The organism is Allobosea sp. 05T439 (assembly GCF_056396005.1).
The window spans coordinates 277,269-293,277 of record NZ_JBFTKP010000004.1; the positions used below are offsets into that span (position 1 = coordinate 277,269).

Annotated in this window: 15 protein-coding genes; 5 read left to right on the forward strand and 10 right to left on the reverse strand. The window is 65.3% G+C overall.

Annotated features, from left to right (window positions below):
* Window positions 1-17 precede the first annotated feature (17 nt).
* Entirely contained in the window at window positions 18-1,352 is a 1,335-nt protein-coding gene (locus tag AC1DIO_RS06840) for a cytochrome c peroxidase (RefSeq protein WP_476776246.1), read from the reverse strand.
* A 9-nt stretch (window positions 1,353-1,361) separates the two neighbouring features.
* Window positions 1,362-2,228: a hypothetical protein gene (locus AC1DIO_RS06845; protein ID WP_441505989.1), complete on the reverse strand. Its 867-nt coding sequence runs from the start codon at window positions 2,226-2,228 to the stop codon at window positions 1,362-1,364.
* 247 nt (window positions 2,229-2,475) lie between these two features.
* On the opposite strand from AC1DIO_RS06845, the gene AC1DIO_RS06850 reads away from it, so the two are divergent.
* Window positions 2,476-3,135 carry a Fe2+-dependent dioxygenase gene (locus AC1DIO_RS06850; protein WP_441505990.1) on the forward strand — a complete coding sequence of 220 codons (660 nt, stop codon included), beginning with the start codon at window positions 2,476-2,478 and terminating at the stop codon, window positions 3,133-3,135.
* A gap of 100 nt (window positions 3,136-3,235) precedes the next feature.
* On the opposite strand, the gene AC1DIO_RS06855 is transcribed toward AC1DIO_RS06850, so the two are convergent.
* The 3 genes from AC1DIO_RS06855 to AC1DIO_RS06865 all read right to left on the reverse strand — a co-directional run bounded on the left by AC1DIO_RS06855 (window position 3,236) and on the right by AC1DIO_RS06865 (window position 5,730).
* A complete protein-coding gene (locus tag AC1DIO_RS06855; protein ID WP_441489689.1) occupies window positions 3,236-3,787 on the reverse strand; it encodes a gluconokinase in 552 nt (183 codons plus the stop codon).
* A 5-nt stretch (window positions 3,788-3,792) separates the two neighbouring features.
* On the reverse strand, window positions 3,793-4,776 hold the full coding sequence (gene gnd, locus AC1DIO_RS06860; RefSeq protein ID WP_476776247.1) for a phosphogluconate dehydrogenase (NAD(+)-dependent, decarboxylating): 984 nt from the start codon (window positions 4,774-4,776) through the stop codon (window positions 3,793-3,795).
* Window positions 4,777-4,866: 90 nt separating this feature from the next.
* Window positions 4,867-5,730 carry an AraC family transcriptional regulator gene (locus AC1DIO_RS06865; protein ID WP_441505992.1) on the reverse strand — a complete coding sequence of 288 codons (864 nt, stop codon included), beginning with the start codon at window positions 5,728-5,730 and terminating at the stop codon, window positions 4,867-4,869.
* Between AC1DIO_RS06865 and AC1DIO_RS06870 the strand changes: the two genes are divergently transcribed.
* Complete coding sequence (locus tag AC1DIO_RS06870) at window positions 5,729-6,139, forward strand: DUF2000 family protein (RefSeq protein ID WP_441489686.1); 411 nt, start codon at window positions 5,729-5,731, stop codon at window positions 6,137-6,139. The two genes, AC1DIO_RS06865 and AC1DIO_RS06870, sit on opposite strands and share 2 nt — an antisense overlap.
* Here AC1DIO_RS06870 and urtE read toward each other — a convergent pair.
* The 5 genes from urtE to urtA form a co-directional block, all read right to left on the reverse strand.
* Window positions 6,130-6,825 carry an urea ABC transporter ATP-binding subunit UrtE gene (gene urtE / locus AC1DIO_RS06875; protein WP_441505993.1) on the reverse strand — a complete coding sequence of 232 codons (696 nt, stop codon included), beginning with the start codon at window positions 6,823-6,825 and terminating at the stop codon, window positions 6,130-6,132. The two genes, AC1DIO_RS06870 and urtE, sit on opposite strands and share 10 nt — an antisense overlap.
* Before the next feature lie 61 nt (window positions 6,826-6,886).
* A complete protein-coding gene (urtD, locus tag AC1DIO_RS06880) occupies window positions 6,887-7,648 on the reverse strand; it encodes an urea ABC transporter ATP-binding protein UrtD (RefSeq protein WP_441505994.1) in 762 nt (253 codons plus the stop codon).
* A 5-nt stretch (window positions 7,649-7,653) separates the two neighbouring features.
* Window positions 7,654-8,796: an urea ABC transporter permease subunit UrtC gene (gene urtC, locus AC1DIO_RS06885; RefSeq protein ID WP_441489683.1), complete on the reverse strand. Its 1,143-nt coding sequence runs from the start codon at window positions 8,794-8,796 to the stop codon at window positions 7,654-7,656.
* Window positions 8,793-10,409, reverse strand: a complete 1,617-nt coding sequence (urtB, locus tag AC1DIO_RS06890) for an urea ABC transporter permease subunit UrtB (protein WP_441505995.1) — start codon at window positions 10,407-10,409, stop codon at window positions 8,793-8,795. The genes urtC and urtB overlap by 4 nt, the downstream gene beginning before the upstream one ends.
* A 160-nt stretch (window positions 10,410-10,569) precedes the next feature.
* Window positions 10,570-11,850 (reverse strand): urea ABC transporter substrate-binding protein, encoded by a 1,281-nt coding sequence (gene urtA, locus AC1DIO_RS06895; protein ID WP_441505996.1) that lies wholly within the window; start codon window positions 11,848-11,850, stop codon window positions 10,570-10,572.
* Between the two features lie 635 nt (window positions 11,851-12,485).
* Between urtA and rnr the strand changes: the two genes are divergently transcribed.
* From rnr to AC1DIO_RS06910, 3 genes are read left to right on the forward strand one after another with little or no spacing between them, the layout of a single operon-like run.
* Window positions 12,486-14,792 carry a ribonuclease R gene (gene rnr, locus AC1DIO_RS06900; RefSeq protein WP_476853272.1) on the forward strand — a complete coding sequence of 769 codons (2,307 nt, stop codon included), beginning with the start codon at window positions 12,486-12,488 and terminating at the stop codon, window positions 14,790-14,792.
* The gene (locus AC1DIO_RS06905; RefSeq protein WP_441505998.1) at window positions 14,789-15,238 is read left to right on the forward strand and encodes a DUF983 domain-containing protein; all 450 of its coding nucleotides are present in this window, start codon (window positions 14,789-14,791) and stop codon (window positions 15,236-15,238) included. Before rnr ends, AC1DIO_RS06905 begins: the two co-directional genes overlap by 4 nt.
* Window positions 15,235-15,969 carry an NUDIX hydrolase gene (locus AC1DIO_RS06910; protein WP_441489678.1) on the forward strand — a complete coding sequence of 245 codons (735 nt, stop codon included), beginning with the start codon at window positions 15,235-15,237 and terminating at the stop codon, window positions 15,967-15,969. Before AC1DIO_RS06905 ends, AC1DIO_RS06910 begins: the two co-directional genes overlap by 4 nt.
* Window positions 15,970-16,009 lie beyond the last annotated feature (40 nt).

Genomic DNA, 16,009 nt, shown 5'->3' on the forward strand with positions numbered 1-16,009 from the left:
CGGATCGTCAGGCCGGCCTATCGCTCGACCGAAACACTGAGCTGCATGGTCGGGTGGATGCCGCAATAGAGCTCATATATGCCGGCCCGCGTGAACAAGAGCGTCACCGACTGGCCKGGCTCCTGCGCTCCGGAGTTGAACGGCTTGGGACCGGTGTCCAGCCGCACATTATGGGTACGGACATCGTCATTGTTGATCGTCAGGCTCTGGCCGGCATGCAGCCTAACGGACGAGGGCTGGAACATCCTGTTCTTCTGCGAGATCGTCGTGCCCAGGTCCGCAACCGCCAGCGCAGCAGGCCGGGCAGCGCTGAGGGCAGAAACCGGTGCGGGCGGATTTTCGCTCGACAGCGTCGCCAGGAAGGCCAACAGCGCGGCGCGCTCCTCCGACGTCAACCCGATCGGCTTGATATCCGGCGAGAGGCTCGGCCGCTGCACGACACCGTGCTCATAGTGATCGAGCACGGCGTCCAGCGTCGGCAGCGAGCCGTCATGCATATAGGGCGCGGTCCAGGCCAGCTCCCGCAGCGACGGCGTCTGGAACGCATGATCGGCTGCTCTCAGATCGATGATCTTGCCGCGCCCGAGATCGCTCCCCGGCAGACCGACATCGTGAAAGGCACGATCGGTGAAAGCCCAGCCGGAGTGGCAATTGCTGCAGCCGGCCCTGCCGGTGAAGAGCGCAAAGCCCCCCTGTTCTTCGCTGGTGAGGGCGGTCTCGTCGCCTTCGACCCAGGCATCGAAGCGGGTCGGCGGCGAGACCAGGCTTCGGACATAGGTCGCGAGCGAGGCGCTGATCTGGTCAGGCCCGATGCTCCGGCTACCGGGAAACGGGCTCGCGAAGGCCTTGCGATAGTCCGGCCTGCGCGAGAGCTTGACGGCGATATGCGGCAACGTCTCGGCCATCTCGAGCGGGTTCTCGATCGGGCCGTGCACCTGCTCCTCGATCGTGCCCGCCCGCCCATCCCAGAAGAAGGCTGCGCCCCAGGCGAGGTTCCATAGATGCGGTGTATGACGTGCCAGCGGCACCAGTGCCACGCCCTTCCCGATCGCAACGCCGTCGGTGAAGCCGAGCGCCGGATCATGGCATGTCGCGCATGAGACCGTACCGTTCGAGGACAAGGCCGGATCGCCGAACAGGCGCCGCCCGAGCTCAAGCTTGGCGGGGTTGAGCGGGTTCGAGGCAGGGAACGGCACGGCGCTGGGACGTCGATAGCTCGCGCGCGCAACGGTCAGCCCTGCACCCGTTGCGGATTGGGCGGGCTCCACCGCCTGCGAGCCACCGATCAGCGCGAGCGCGGCGGTGGTCGCGCCGGCGAGAAAGGCATTCAAAAGGGAGGCCGACCGGGCCATCGCCGCGCCTCAGCGCAGGAAATTCCCAGCCTGGAGCTCGACCCGAGCGATATCGCCGAGCACGGCGCTGGTATCCTTGACCGGCTTCTTCGGCGCGACCGCCGTCGGCCACGCCTTCTTGAGTTCGGCAAGCGCAGCCTGCAATTCCTTGAAGGCAGTCGCGTCCTTGGCGGCAAGCTCGCCGGCAACCGCATCGATCATCGCAGCCGAATGCCAGACGAAGCCGCGCGAGTCCTGATACTCGACCGCCTTGGCGATACGGCCCTTCTCGATGGCGTTGCCATATTCGTCGGCGGCKACCTTCAAGGTCTCGAGCGCTGTCTCGACCGAGAAGCGCGGCCAGTTCTTCTCGGCCTCACGGAGCCCGGCGTCGGCCTCGGCGAGGCGCTCATGCACCAGCTTCAGCGCGCCGTCATAGGCATCCTTCTTCCTGGCCTTGACGGTTTGCGCCAGCGCCTTCAGCGCGGCCTCGAAGGGACGGACCTTGTAGGTTGCGAGATCGTTCTTGATGCCACCATAGATTTCTTCAGCCGGGTGCAGGAAGTGCGGCAGCGCCTCACCGAAGCGCCCATCCTTGACCAGTTCGTCGCCAACCAGGAGATGGCCCCGGATCAGGGCGATCGAACGCGCAAATTTGAGGTTGGGCGCCAGCGCGTCGGCTTTGCCGCCTTCGCCCCCCTCTCCACCTTCGCCGCCCTGCCCCTTGGCCGGCGTTGCCTTCACTGCAGCGCCATGAGCATGCTGGGCGATGTCGAAGGAGCCGCTCGCATGCAGGGCCGGAGCGGCGGAGGTCTCTGCGAAACCGGCCGCCGCCACGCCTGCTCCCGCAGCGATCACCGTACCGAGACCGATCCACAGCTTGCTCGAAGTCTTCATCATGTCATCCCGGGTGGGCCGACAGGCGGCGCTGCCACGCAGGGCCTGGCAGGCATCCCACGTAAGAACACGACCTCTCGAATGAACCCGAAAGCTGACATCGTCAAGCAACCGCATCGCCTAGAAGAACGATTACATTGATTCTAAACTAGACATCAAGGTAATCACCCTAGTAATCCCTTGATGCCAAGCTATTTTCTGCCCCGGCGCAAACTGTAGATGCGGCCTTCAGCCAGCGAGAATCTCCATGATCCTGCCGATCGGCAACATCCTGACACAAGCCGAGATCGAAGATGCCCGTGCCGCGTTGGCCTCGCTGCGCTTCGAGGATGGTGGCAGGACCGCGGGCTGGAATGCGAAACTGGTCAAGAACAACCGGCAGGCGGCTCCGGGTGCGCGCGCTGATGCGCTCAAGGCGCTCCTCGGGGAGCGCATCCTCGCCAATGAGGTCTTCGCGGCCGCCGTCCGCCCCAAGGCCCTGACGCCGCTGCTCTTCAGCCGCTACGAGCCCGGCCATGCCTATGGCAGCCATGTCGACGACGCCCTGATGGGCGGCATGCGCACCGATGTCTCGTTCACCCTCTTCCTGGCCGACCCCGCGACTTATGAAGGCGGCGAACTGGTGATCGAGACCCCGTCGGGCGACGAGGCGATCAAGCTCCCGGCCGGTTCGCTCATCGCCTATCCCTCGACCACGCTGCACCATGTCGCGCCCGTGACCAAGGGCGAACGGATCGCTGCCGTCGGCTGGGCTCGCAGCTTCATCCGCGACGCAAGCCAGCGCGAGATCCTGTTCGATCTCGACCGGGCCCGTCGCGCACTGTTCGGCCGCGAGGGCAAGACGCCCGAGTTCGACCTGATCTCCAAATCGGTCGCGAACCTCACCCGGATGTGGGCGCAGGACTGACTAGATCATTGGACCGGATATCGTATCCAGTCCAATGATCTAACCCTTTGTCTTGCATCGGCTTTCCCGAAAACCGCAATCCACTTTTCGGGCCGATGCCTTAGCGGGTGCCAGCGCCCGGAGTTCCCGTCGCCGCCAGGCCGGCAAGCGTCTCGTCGACGATTGCATCCTTGGCCAGTGCCACCGACACGACCAGCGGGTGCTCATCCGCCCCTGGCTCTTCCAGCGCCGCGAACTGGCTGTCGAGCAGCGCCGGCGGCATGAAATGGTGCTGGCGCGCCGCCATGCGCTGGCCGATCAGCTCCCGCGAGCCCTTGAGATAGACCAGCGCGACATCCGGCCGGTCACCGATGATGACGCGGCGATAGGCACGTTTCAGTGCGGAACAGGTGACGATTCCGTTCTTGCCGGTCGCGCGCAGCTCGTCGATCCAGGCCGCGATCGCCGCCAGCCAGGGCTTGCGGTCCTCATCGTTCAACGGCGTACCGCTCGACATCTTGGCGACGTTCTCGGGCGGGTGGAAGGAATCCGCATCACGAAACGGCCAGCCCAACCGCTCGGCCAGACGCTCGCCGAGCGAGGTCTTGCCGGAGCTGGCGACGCCCATGACGACGATGACGGCCGGCATCTGCCCATGCGGGAAAGCGCTCATGAGGCTCACGGCTTCTTCGGCTCGACATGCCCGCCGAACCCGGCGCGCATCGCCGAGAGCACCTTCTCGGCGAAGGTGTGGTCCTTGCGCGACCGGAAGCGGGTGTAGAGCGAGGAGGTCAGCACCTCGGCCGGCGTCGCGGTCTCCACCGCGGCCTGCACCGTCCAGCGCCCCTCGCCCGAATCCGAGACATGCCCGGTATAGGCAGACAGCTCCTCGTCGGCGGCCAATGCCTCGGCCGTGAGATCGAGCAGCCAGGAGGTCACGACCGAACCGCGCCGCCAGACTTCGGCAATCTCCGCGACATCGAAATCGAAGCCGTATTCGGGTGGCAGACCGTCCTTGGCCGAGGCATTGCGCAACAGGTCGAACCCTTCGGCGAAGGCCTGCATCATGCCGTATTCGATGCCGTTATGAACCATCTTGACGAAATGGCCGGCACCGACCGGGCCGCAATGCAGATAGCCCTGCTCGGATGCCGGGTTGCGGCCCTCGCGGTGCCGGCTCTCTGGAATGTCGCCCTTGCCAGGGGCCAGCGCCTTGAAGATCGGCTCCAGACGGTCGAAGCCCGCCTTGTCGCCACCGACCATCAGGCAATAGCCGCGCTCCAGCCCGTGAACGCCGCCGCTGGTGCCGATATCGAGATAGTGCAGCCCCTTCTCTGCGAGCTCCCGCCCGCGCCGGACATCGTCCTTCCAGAAGGCGTTGCCGCCATCGATCAGTGTGTCGCCGGGCTGGACGAGGGCCGCGAGTTCGCTGAGCGTCGCCTCGGTGATCTCGCCGGCCGGGAGCATCACCCAGATCGCCCGCGGTGCCTTAAGCTTCGAGACGAGATCGGCGAGATCGGCGGCAACCACCGCGCCGTCGCTTGCCAGCGCCGCACCGGGCTTGGGATCACGGTCGTAGACCACGCATTCGTGCCCGGCCTTCATCAGCCGGCGGACGATATTGGCTCCCATGCGGCCGAGGCCGATCATTCCAAGCTGCATAGCAAAGGCTCCTGCCGGGGATCCTGAACCGGCTTTGGGAGCGCTTCATGCCTCGTGCAGCGGGTTGGAGCAAGCGGAACCCGGCAGGGGTCAGCCGCGCTGCAGCGCCCGCCAGCGTCCGGGGGGCACGCCATAGGCGCGGCGAAACTGGCGGGTCAGGTGGCTCTGGTCGGCAAAGCCGCAGGCCATCGCCACCTCGACGAGCGAGGTGCCGCCGAGCAGGAGCCTGCGCACCTGCTGAAGCCGGCGCATCACGAGATAGTTATAGGGGCTGGTGCCGAAACAGGCGCGAAAATGCCGGGCCAGAGTGAAGCGATCGAGGCCGGCAATGGCTTCGAGTTCGCGGGAGGCCACCACCTCGTCGCGATGGGCGTCGAGATATTGGCGGGCTCGCTCAGCGGCAGGCCGGTCGAGCACCTGTCCCGTCGGCCGCGCGGCCGATGGATCGAGCGCGAGCAACGCTTCGGCGAGCGGCAGCAGGATATCCTCGGCGGCGATCTCGTCGAGCGGCGCATCAAGATCGCGCAAGGCATGGGCTACCGCGCGAACGAGCCGCGCATCCTGCGAGACTGCGGTCGAGACGAAGGGCAAGGCGCAGCCCTGCGCTCCCAATGCCTCCCGGATCAGTCGCGGCTCGACATAGAGCATGCGGTAGCTGAACCCCTCCGGAATCCCGGCGCGCCCGTTATGGATCTCGTCGGGATGCAGCACGATCGCATGCCCGCTCAAGCTGTCGCACCGGCTGCCGCGATACTCGAAGCTCTGCACCCCGGACAGCGTCTGCCCGAACGCATAGGTGTCATGGCGATGCGGATCATAGGCAAAGCCGCGGAAGAACGCTTCCATCCGCTCGATGCCGTCTATGCCCGAGCCCGTGCGCACCCAGTCGGTGCCCTCCGGCCCGCACGATCGTTCAAGACGAGCCTTCCCGGCTTCGGTTAGCGATTGGGTCATGCGTTACGATACCAAGATCGCCATCGTGGTACGCGAGAATCTCGCCCCCTGGCAAAAACTCAATGTTGCGAGCTTCCTGGCCGGAGGGCTGGTCGGCGCTTCGCCCGAACTCGCGGGCGAAGCCTATCGCGACGGCTCCGGCCGTTTCTACGGCCCTCTGATCCGCCAGCCCGTCCTGATCTTTGCGGCGGCAGGCGAGCAGTTGAAGCAGGTTCTGGAGCGCGCCCGCGCCCGTGGCGTGCGCCCGCATCTCTATACCAGCGAGCTGTTCACGACCGGCAACGACAGCGACAACCGGGCCGCCGTCGCCGCCCTGCCGACCGAAGCGCTCGATCTCGTCGGGCTGGCGCTCCACGCCGAACGCAAGGAAATCGACAAGATCGTCAAGGGCTTGACCCTTCACACCTGAATCAATCTCTGAACCTGTGCTCCGTCGAGCTCGCCCATCGCACCCGACAACACGATCTCGCCGCGATCCATCACGAACATCGTGTCGGCGAGTTCGCGCGCGAAGTCGAAATATTGCTCGACCAGCACGATCGCCATGTCGCCGCACTGGCGCAGATAGTCGATGGCACGGCCGATATCCTTGATGATCGAGGGCTGGATGCCCTCGGTCGGTTCGTCGAGCACCAGCAATTTGGGTCGGGTGACCAGCGCCCGCGCGATGGCGAGTTGCTGTTGCTGGCCTCCCGAGAGGTCTCCGCCGCGTCGGCCCAGCATGGACTTGAGCACGGGGAATAGGTCGAACAGGTCATCCGGGATGAAGCGGCTGCGGCGTGGCAGCGGCGCGAACCCGGTTTCTAGGTTTTCCTTGACGCTCAGCAGCGGAAAGATCTCGCGCCCCTGGGGCACGAAGCCGATGCCGGCCCGCGCCCGATCCTCGCTGCGCAAGCTCGAGATGTCCTCGCCCGCAAAGCTGATGCGCCCGCCGCTGATCGGCTGCTGGCCGACGATGGCGCGCATCAACGAGGTCTTGCCGACGCCGTTGCGGCCCATGACGCAGGTGACCTTGCCGGGTTCGGCGGCAATCGAAACCCGGCGCAGGGCCTGCGCCGCCCCGTAATGCAAGTCGATGGCTTCGACGTTCAGCATCGTCCGATGTCCAGCCGCTTCGCCCGATCGATCAACCGGTTCCTATATTTCCCGATCATGCTCACCGCCCCAGATAAACTTCGACGACGCGCTCATTGGCGCTGACCTGATCGAGCGGCCCTTCGGCCAGCACCGCACCTTCGTGCAGCACAGTGACCTTGACGCCGAGTTCGCGGATGAACCCCATGTCATGCTCGACCACGATCACCGAATGGTCCCTGGCGATCTCCTTGAGCAGCACGGCCGTTTCGGCCGTCTCGCCATCGGTCATGCCGGCGGCCGGCTCGTCGACGAGCAACAGCTTCGGGTCCTGAGCCAGGAGCATGCCGATCTCGAGCCACTGCTTTTGCCCATGCGAGAGTGAACCGGCGAGACGGCTGCGCGCATCCCCCAATTTGATGATGCCGAGAATATTGTCGATGCGCTTCTGGTCGGTTGCCGCCGTCTTCCAGAACAGGGTTCTGGCCACCGTGCGTTGCGACTTCAGCGCCAGCAGGATGTTGTCCTCGATGCTGTGGAAGTCGAACACGGTCGGCTTCTGGAACTTGCGGCCGATGCCGAGATTGGCGATTGCGGCCTCGTCGAGCCTGGTCAGGTCGACCGAGCCGCCAAACATCACCGTCCCCTCGTCCGGCCTGGTCTTGCCGGTGATAATATCCATCATCGTCGTCTTGCCGGCGCCGTTGGGCCCGATGATGGCCCGCATCTCGCCCGGCGCGATCACCAGCGAAAGCCCGCGGATCGCCTTGAAGCCGTCGAAGGAGACACTGACGCCATCGAGATAGAGCAGTGAGGAGGTGAGCGCTGCATGGGCCGGGATCATGCGCGTCACTCCGCCGGGGCCGGTTCGGCCAGCGGGGCGGCTGGCTCGCGCTTGCGCCGCCTCCCCCACCAGTCCTGCGCCGTGCCGAGAATGCCCTTGGGCATGAACAGGGTGACGAAGACGAAGAGGGCTCCGAGCGCGAAGAGCCAGTAGGGCGCCATGAAGCCGGAGGTGAAGACCGTCTTGGCGTAGTTCACCACGACCGCGCCCAGCGCCGCGCCGACCAATGTGCCGCGCCCGCCAACCGCGACCCAGATCACGGTCTCGATCGAGTTGGCCGGAGCAAATTCGCTGGGGTTGATGATGCCGACCTGCGGCACGTAGAGCGCGCCTGCGACGCCAGCCATGCAGGCCGAGACGGTGAAGACGAAGAGCTTGAAACGGTCGACCCGGTAGCCGAGGAAGCGCGTGCGCGATTCGGCGTCGCGGATCGCGATGACGACCTTTCCGAGCTTGGAATCGACAATGCCGCGGGCGATCAGGAAGCCGGCGATCAGCATCACGCAGGTCATCGCAAACAGCGCCGCGCGCGTCGCCTGCGCCTGCACGTTGAAGCCCAGGATGTCCTTGAAGTCGGTCAGCCCGTTATTGCCGCCAAAGCCCATGTCGTTGCGAAAGAAGGCCAGCAGCAGCGCATAGGTCAGCGCCTGGGTGATGATCGAGAGATAGACGCCGGTGACGCGGGACCGGAAGGCGAACCAGCCGAAGACGAAGGCGAGCAGCCCCGGCACCACCAGCACCATCAGCATGGCGAAGGGGAAGGAGGAGAAGCCGTACCAGTACCAGGGCAGTTCGTGCCAGTTCAGGAAAACCATGAAGTCGGGCAGGATCGGATTGCCATAGACGCCGCGCGAGCCGATCTGGCGCATCAGATACATGCCCATCGCATAGCCGCCGAGCGCGAAGAAGGCGCCGTGGCCAAGCGAGAGAATGCCGCAATACCCCCAGACGAGGTCGAGCGAGATCGCGAGCAGCGCATAGCAGAGGTATTTGCCCCAGAGCGACATGGTCGAGGTCGGGACATGAAGGACCGAGTTCTCCGGCAGCAGCAGATTGGCGAGCGGGACCAGCACCGCCAGTGCGACCAGAAGTCCGAGGAAGATGAGGCCGCGCTTGTCGAGCCCCTGGATGAGAAAGCGGGTGATCATGCCTCCACCGCCCGGCCCTTCAGCGCAAACAGGCCGCGCGGGCGCTTCTGGATGAACAGGATGATGAAGACGAGCAGTGCGATCTTGCCGAGCACCGCGCCGGCATAGGGTTCGAGCAGTTTGTTTGCGACGCCGAGCGTCATCGCGGCGACGAGCGTGCCCCAGAGATTGCCGACGCCGCCGAAGACGACGACCATGAAGGAGTCGATGATGTAGCCTTGGCCGAGATTGGGGCTGACATTGTCGATCTGCGACAGCGCAACGCCGGCCAACCCCGCCACGCCGGAGCCGAGCCCAAAGGTCAGCGCATCGATCCGGCCGGTGCGAATCCCCATGGCCGCCGCCATCCGCCTGTTCTGCGTCACTGCGCGCATCTGCAACCCCATCGGCGTGAGCTTCAGGATGGCCAGCAGGGCGGCGAAGACGAGCCCGGCGAAGACGATGATCCAAAGCCGGTTCCAGGTGATCGCAAGCCCGCCGATCTCGAAGACCCCCGCCATGAAGGCCGGTGCCCCGACCTCGCGATTGGTCGGACCGAAGGCGGTGCGGACCGCCTGCTGCAGGATCAGGCTGATGCCCCAGGTCGCGAGCAGCGTCTCCAGCGGCCGTCCGTAGAGGAAGCGGATGACGCCGCGCTCGATCGCAACACCGACCAGCCCTGCGACGAGAAAGGCCGCCGGCAGCGCAACGGCGAGCGAATAGTCGAACAGGCCTGGAACGCGGGCGCGGATCACCTCCTGGACCACGAAGGTGGTATAGGCGCCGAGCATCACCATCTCGCCATGGGCCATGTTGATCACGCCCATCACGCCGAAGGTGATGGCAAGCCCGATCGCGGCGAGCAGCAGGACAGAGCCGAGCGAAAGCCCGTACCAGAGATTCTGCGCCGCGCGCCACAGGGCGAGCTTGCCCTCGATCTCGGAGATCGCCCGCACCTGGGCCTCCTTCAGCGACTGCGGAACGTCGCCCGGCAGGGAGCGCAAGGTCGCCAATGCATCCTGGTCGCCACGCTCGCGCAGCACATCGATCGCGCCGAGCCGGTCGAAGGGCTGTGCGTCGGCCTTGCTGATCAGGATCGCCGCCTGCGCCTGGCGCAGCGCGATCCTCGCCCGATTGTCGGTCTCCTTGGCGATGGCGCCCTCCAGGACCGGCAGCACCGAGGCGTCGCGCGATTTGAAGACCGCCTCGGCGGCGGCGGCGCGCCGGGCCGGATCGGGATTGAGCAGGCCGAGCCCACCCAGCGCCGCCTGGATCACGCGCCTGACATTGTTGTTGAGCCTGACAGCGCTGACACCTGCCGGCTCGGCAGGGAGCGGCTGGCGGGTCCGCGCATCGCTGAAACCGCCTGTCCCGGTCCTGATCGCGACCGTCCCGCCGCCCGCGAGCAGCCGCCCCTCGGCGAGCGCCTCGATGATCACGGCCGCGTTCGGATGAGCGGTCTGAACCAGGATCTCGACCGCCCGCGCMGTGTCGGAAAAGCTGTCCGCCCCCAGCCGGGCAAAGGCCTCGTCGGCGCTCTGGGCGAAGGCCACGCCCGGCGCGAGCAGGAGAGCCGTCGCGACCACGATCATGCGCAGCAATCTGGACAGGAGAAGCATCGGCTCGCTCTTCATGACGCGCTCAGATCGGGACCTCAGCTCTCATCCCGGGAACCGCGCAGACGGAACCTCGGGGATGCGCGCTGCCTTGCTTGCGAGAGCCGCCGCAGGTCGCGGCGGAAAATGAGGGGCGGCCGGGCGTTATTCGCCCGTGCCGCCCCTCCCCCTCATGACCTCACGCGCCGCCGCACTTGCTGGTCTTGACGTTGAAATTGCCGCATTTCTTCTCAACCCAGTCGCCGACCAGATCCTTGGAGCCATCGAGTTCCTTCGACCAGGCGTCGCCGGGCACGAGGCCTGTCTTCGAGACGACGTCGAACTGGCCATCGGCCTTGATCTCGCCGATCAGGACCGGCTTGGTGATGTGATGGTTGGGAAGCATCGTCGAGACGCCGCCGGTCAGGTTCGGCGCCTCGATGCCGGGCAGTGCATCGATGACCTTGTCCGGATCGGTCGACTTGGCCTTCTCGACCGCCTTCACCCACATGGCGAAGCCGATGACATGGGCTTCCATCGGATCGTTGGTGACCGCCTTGTCGTTCTTTTTGAAGGCCTTCCACTGCTTGATGAAGGCGTCATTCTCCGGGGTCTTCACCGACTGGAAGTAATTCCAGGCGGCGAGATGGCCGACCAGCGGCTTGGTGTCGATGCCTGCAAGCTCTTCCTCGCCGACCGAGAAGGCTACGACCGGAATGTCGGTCGCCTTGATGCCCTGGTTGCCGAGTTCCTTGTAGAAGGGCACGTTGGCGTCGCCGTTGATGGTCGAGACCACCGCGGTCTTCTTGCCGGCCGAGCCGAATTTCTTGATGTCCGAGACGATCGTCTGCCAGTCGGCGTGGCCGAACGGCGTGTAGTTGATCATGATGTCCTCGGCCTTGACGCCCTTGGACTTCAGATAGGCCTCGAGGATCTTGTTGGTCGTGCGCGGATAGACGTAGTCGGTGCCGGCGAGCACCCAGCGCTCGACCTTCTCTTCCTTGGCAAGGTAATCGACGGCCGGGATCGCCTGCTGGTTCGGCGCGGCGCCAGTGTAGAACACGTTGCGCTCACTCTCCTCGCCCTCGTATTGCACGGGATAGAACAGAATCGAGTTCAGCTCCTTGAAGACGGGCAGAACCGATTTGCGCGACACCGAGGTCCAGCAGCCGAAAACGGCGGCGACCTTGTCCTTGTTGATCAGTTCGCGCGCCTTCTCGGCGAAGAGCGGCCAGTTCGAGGCCGGGTCGACCACGACGGCCTCGAGCTTCTTGCCGAGCACGCCGCCCTTCTTGTTCTGCTCCTCGATGAGCATGAGCATGACGTCCTTCAACGTCGTCTCGGAGATCGCCATCGTGCCCGAGAGAGAGTGGAGGATGCCGACCTTGATGGTCTCCTGCGCAGCGACCGGCAGGAACGACCCCAGGAATGTTGCGCCCGCCAGTGCGGCGCCCAATACGACGCGACGAGTAGTATTCACGGCCTGATCTCCCGAACACTTTTGTTGGCGCGCTCCCCTCGAGCGCTGACTGGCCTTGCCGGCCTGTTCAGGAAGGTTCGCAAGCGACGTGCCAACCGGGGAAAGCACGCAAATCCGTGTCATCAGGACGAAATCGAAGACAATTTCTGCCAATCATCTCGCGCCGCACGCAACGATGCTGCAATCGCGAAGGGACTGCTCATTTTTTAGACAGAAACCGTGCCTGCCCTTTTTGCAGCCCGCACGCCCGCACAGTCGAGCCCGGAAACGCAGTGGTTTCGACGAAGGGGACAGCGTAAATTTTAGCATTTACGAAGTAAGGAGAATCGCCTTAGCCTCTCTCTTGTCGGTAACAACTGAAAGGAGGTGATCCAGTGTCTCATTGTCATCAACCGCTGGTGCAAGGCGGGCGGACCTGGACTCATTCCCTGTGGGAGTCTTGTTCCGCGTGAGTTTTCGCACCTTCAGGTCCGGTTCGCCGGGCCGCGGTTCGACAATGGAAGGGCTGCCCGAAAGGGCGGCCCTTCTCGTTTCCGGGAGCAGCCCTGCAGTCCCGGTTCTGGCGCAGCAGCTCCGGACGTGGCACAGAGGCCACGTGTTTCTTCATTCTCATTCCCATCAGACGAGTTTAGCCCGTGTCATCGCTCGCGCCTGAACCGAGCCGCGAGGCGATTCTCGACTTCATCGAGAGCGAGCGCCTTGCCGGCCGCGAAGTCGGCCGCCGCGAGATCGCCAAGGCTTTTGGCCTTTCGGGCGGAGGCAAGATCTGGCTGAAGCGCATGCTCAAGGATCTCGCCGAGGAAGGCGAACTCGGCGGCGACGGCAAGGACAGGCCGGTTCATCCGCGCGGCGCCCTGCCCCCCGTGCTGCTATGCGAGATCAAGGCCCGGGATCGTGACGGCGACCTTGTTGCCGCCCCGCTCGAATGGAACGAGGCCGATGAAGGCGCTCCGCCCAGGATCCTKGTGGAACGCCCGCGCGAAATCCGCTCGCGCAAGCTCGCCTCCGCCGCTGCCGGGGTCGGCGATCAGGTCCTGCTCAAGCTCACCCGCCTCCGGGGCATGGACGGCTTCGCCTATTCCGGCCGCGTGCTCAAGATCATGGGCAAGGGCAAGGCGCAGGTGCTCGGCATCTTCCGCGCCCTGCCCGACGGCTCGGGCCGGCTGATCCCGGTCGACAAGAAGGCCCAGGGCCGCGAGGCGCTGATCCCCAAAGGGCAGACCGGCGATGCCCAGGACGGGGACCTTGTCTCGGTTTCGCTGCGGCGCGAAGGCCGCTTCGGCCCGCCGGAAGCGCGGGTGCGCGAACGGCTGGGCTCGCTGAAATCCGAGCGCGCCGTCAGCCTGATCGCAATCCATACCCACGGTATTCCCAACGAGTTCTCCCCTGCGACATTGGTGGAGGCAGAAGCCGCCCCGCACGCCAGCACAGCTGGCCGCGAGGATTGGCGCGCGCTGCCGCTGATCACCATCGATCCCGCCGACGCCAAGGACCATGACGACGCAGTCCATGCTGCGCCCGACACCGACCCGGCCAATGAAGGCGGGTATGTCGTCACGGTCGCGATCGCCGATGTCGCATCTTACGTCCGCCCGGGTTCCGCGCTCGACCGCGAGGCGCTGGAGCGGGGCAACTCGGTCTATTTCCCCGACCGCGTCGTGCCGATGCTGCCCGAGCGCATCTCCAACGATCTCTGCTCACTGCGCGGCGGCGAGGACAGGCCGGCACTCGCCGTCCGCCTCATCCTGAAGGCCGACGGCTCGAAGAAGAGCCATAGCTTCCACCGCATCCTGATACGCTCGGCGGCGAAGCTCTCGTATCAGCAGGTTCAGGCCGCCATCGACGGCAAGCCGGACGACCTGACCGGCCCGATCCGCGAAAGCGTCCTGATGCCGCTCTGGGCGGCCTATGGCGTCGCCTCCCGCGCCCGCGATCAACGCCAGCCGCTCGACCTCGATCTGCCCGAGCGCAAGCTGATCCTCAAGCCCGACGGCTCCGTCGACCGTGTCATCGCGCCCGAGCGGCTGGCCGCGCACCGGCTGATCGAGGAGTTCATGATCCTCGCCAATGTCGCCGCCGCCGAGACATTGGAGAAGGCTGGCAGTCTGCTGATCTATCGCTGCCATGACGAGCCGTCGCTCGAGAAGATGCGGGCACTCGGCGAAGTGCTGGCCTCGGTCGGCATCAAGCTGCCGAAGGATGGCGCACTGCGCCCCGTGCTGTTCAACCGCATCCTCGCCATGATCAAGGGCTCGGAGAACGAGCTCTTCCTGAACGAGGTGATCCTGCGCACCCAGGCACAGGCCGAATATGTCGCCGAGAACTACGGACATTTCGGGCTCAACCTGCGCCGATATGCCCATTTCACCTCGCCGATCCGGCGCTATGCCGACCTCATCGTGCATCGTGGCCTGATCTCAGCCTTGAAACTCGGCGATGACGGACTGCCCAAAGCGACCACGCTCGCCGAACTGCGCGAGATCGCGACCCGKATCTCGGCCGCCGAGCGCCGCGCCATGGCGGCCGAACGCGAGACCACCGACAGGTTGATCGCCCATTTCCTTGCGGACCAGATCGGCTCGAGCTTCGACGGACGCATCGGCGGCGTGAACCGGGCCGGCCTGTTCGTGAAGCTCGACGGCACCGGAGCAGACGGTTTCATCCCGGCCTCGACGCTGGGCGGAGACTATTATCGCTACGACGAAGCGGCGCATGCTCTGACAGGCGAGCGCACAGGCGACAGCTGGCGCCTCGGCGATCGTGTCCATGTCCGCCTCGTCGAAGCCGCCCCCGTCGCCGGCGCGCTACGCTTCGAATTGCTCTCCGAGGGTCGGCGTGTGACATCGGGCCACTCTGGCAAAAGCGGCCCGAGGCGACCATTGTCCGGCCGAGCCAAGGGCAAGCCCCCCTTCGGCAAGGCGAAGCCGGGCAAGAGGCGATGATGTCGGTTCAGGTTCACAGTTCCATCGACCAGCCGGTCGAGCGCGACTGGCGTTTGGCGATCCGCCGCGGCCTGATGTGCCGCTGCCCCCATTGCGGCGAAGGCCGGCTGTTCCGGGGCTTCCTGAAGTCGGTCGACCGCTGCGAGGCCTGTGGCGAGGCGCTGCACCACCAGCGTGCCGATGATCTGCCGCCCTATATCGTTATCACCATTGTCGGCCACGTCATCGTCGGCGGCCTGGTCCTGGTCGAGAAATATGCGGAATGGCCGATGTGGTTGCATATGGCGGTCTGGCTGCCGCTGACACTGTTCCTGTCGCTCGTGCTGATGCAACCGGTCAAGGGCGGGGTCATCGGCCTGCAATGGGCCATGCGCATGCATGGCTTCGACAACGCACCTCCCCTGCCCGAGCGCCAGCCCGGCACATCCATGGCATCCCGGCAATGAACGACAACGCCGTCATCCTGACTCAGGCAGAGCGCAGCCGGACCGCGACCAACACCCGGCCGCATGACGCTGCGACGATGTTGATCCTCGATCGGAGCGGCGCAGCCCCCCGGGTGCTGATGGGCAAACGCCACCTCGGACACAAGTTCATGCCTGGCAAATTCGTCTTCCCGGGCGGACGCGTCGACGCCGGCGATCGGCGCATGGCAGCAACCGGCGCGATTCCGCAGATCTGCGAGGACCGGTTGGCCAAGCGCACGGTGCGCCCCAGCCCGAACAAGGCCCGAGCGCTGGCCATGGCCGCCATCCGCGAGACCTTTGAGGAGACCGGCCTGCTCTTCGGCTCGGATGAGTTCGGAGTGCCCGAGAATCCCCCGGAAGGCACCTGGACCGAATTCGCCAGCCATGGCGTCTATCCCGATCTCAGCGCCGTAACCTTCGTCGCGCGTGCCGTCACACCGCCGCGGCGCCCGAAGCGCTTCGACACGCGTTTCTTCGTCGTCGACTACGATGCGCTCGGCGGCAGCGTCGAGGGCGTCACCGGCCCTGATTCCGAGCTGATCGAACTGGTCTGGGTCAATTTTGATGAAGCGAGGCAGCTCGACCTGCCGACGATTACCCAGGTCATCATCAAGGAAGTCGAGGCCAGGATAGCAGCCGGCTTCAGCCCTTATCTCCCGGTGCCCTATTTCTGGGAGAAAAACCTGAATTTCGTGCGCGAGGAACTCTGACAGGTTGCCCCTGAGGCAAACTGTTCGCTCCGTCCGGGCA

What these genes read in the sequence shown, in the direction of transcription:
- AC1DIO_RS06850 (WP_441505990.1), top strand. Translation starts at nt 2,476, where the DNA reads ATGATCCTGCCGATCGGCAACATCCTGACACAAGCCGAGATCGAAGAT.
- AC1DIO_RS06855 (WP_441489689.1), bottom strand. Translation starts at nt 3,787, where the DNA reads ATGAGCGCTTTCCCGCATGGGCAGATGCCGGCCGTCATCGTCGTCATG.
- gnd (WP_476776247.1), bottom strand. Translation starts at nt 4,776, where the DNA reads ATGCAGCTTGGAATGATCGGCCTCGGCCGCATGGGAGCCAATATCGTC.
- AC1DIO_RS06870 (WP_441489686.1), top strand. Translation starts at nt 5,729, where the DNA reads ATGCGTTACGATACCAAGATCGCCATCGTGGTACGCGAGAATCTCGCC.
- AC1DIO_RS06865 (WP_441505992.1), bottom strand. Translation starts at nt 5,730, where the DNA reads ATGACCCAATCGCTAACCGAAGCCGGGAAGGCTCGTCTTGAACGATCG.
- urtE (WP_441505993.1), bottom strand. Translation starts at nt 6,825, where the DNA reads ATGCTGAACGTCGAAGCCATCGACTTGCATTACGGGGCGGCGCAGGCC.
- urtD (WP_441505994.1), bottom strand. Translation starts at nt 7,648, where the DNA reads ATGATCCCGGCCCATGCAGCGCTCACCTCCTCACTGCTCTATCTCGAT.
- urtC (WP_441489683.1), bottom strand. Translation starts at nt 8,796, where the DNA reads ATGATCACCCGCTTTCTCATCCAGGGGCTCGACAAGCGCGGCCTCATC.
- AC1DIO_RS06905 (WP_441505998.1), top strand. Translation starts at nt 14,789, where the DNA reads ATGATGTCGGTTCAGGTTCACAGTTCCATCGACCAGCCGGTCGAGCGC.
- AC1DIO_RS06910 (WP_441489678.1), top strand. Translation starts at nt 15,235, where the DNA reads ATGAACGACAACGCCGTCATCCTGACTCAGGCAGAGCGCAGCCGGACC.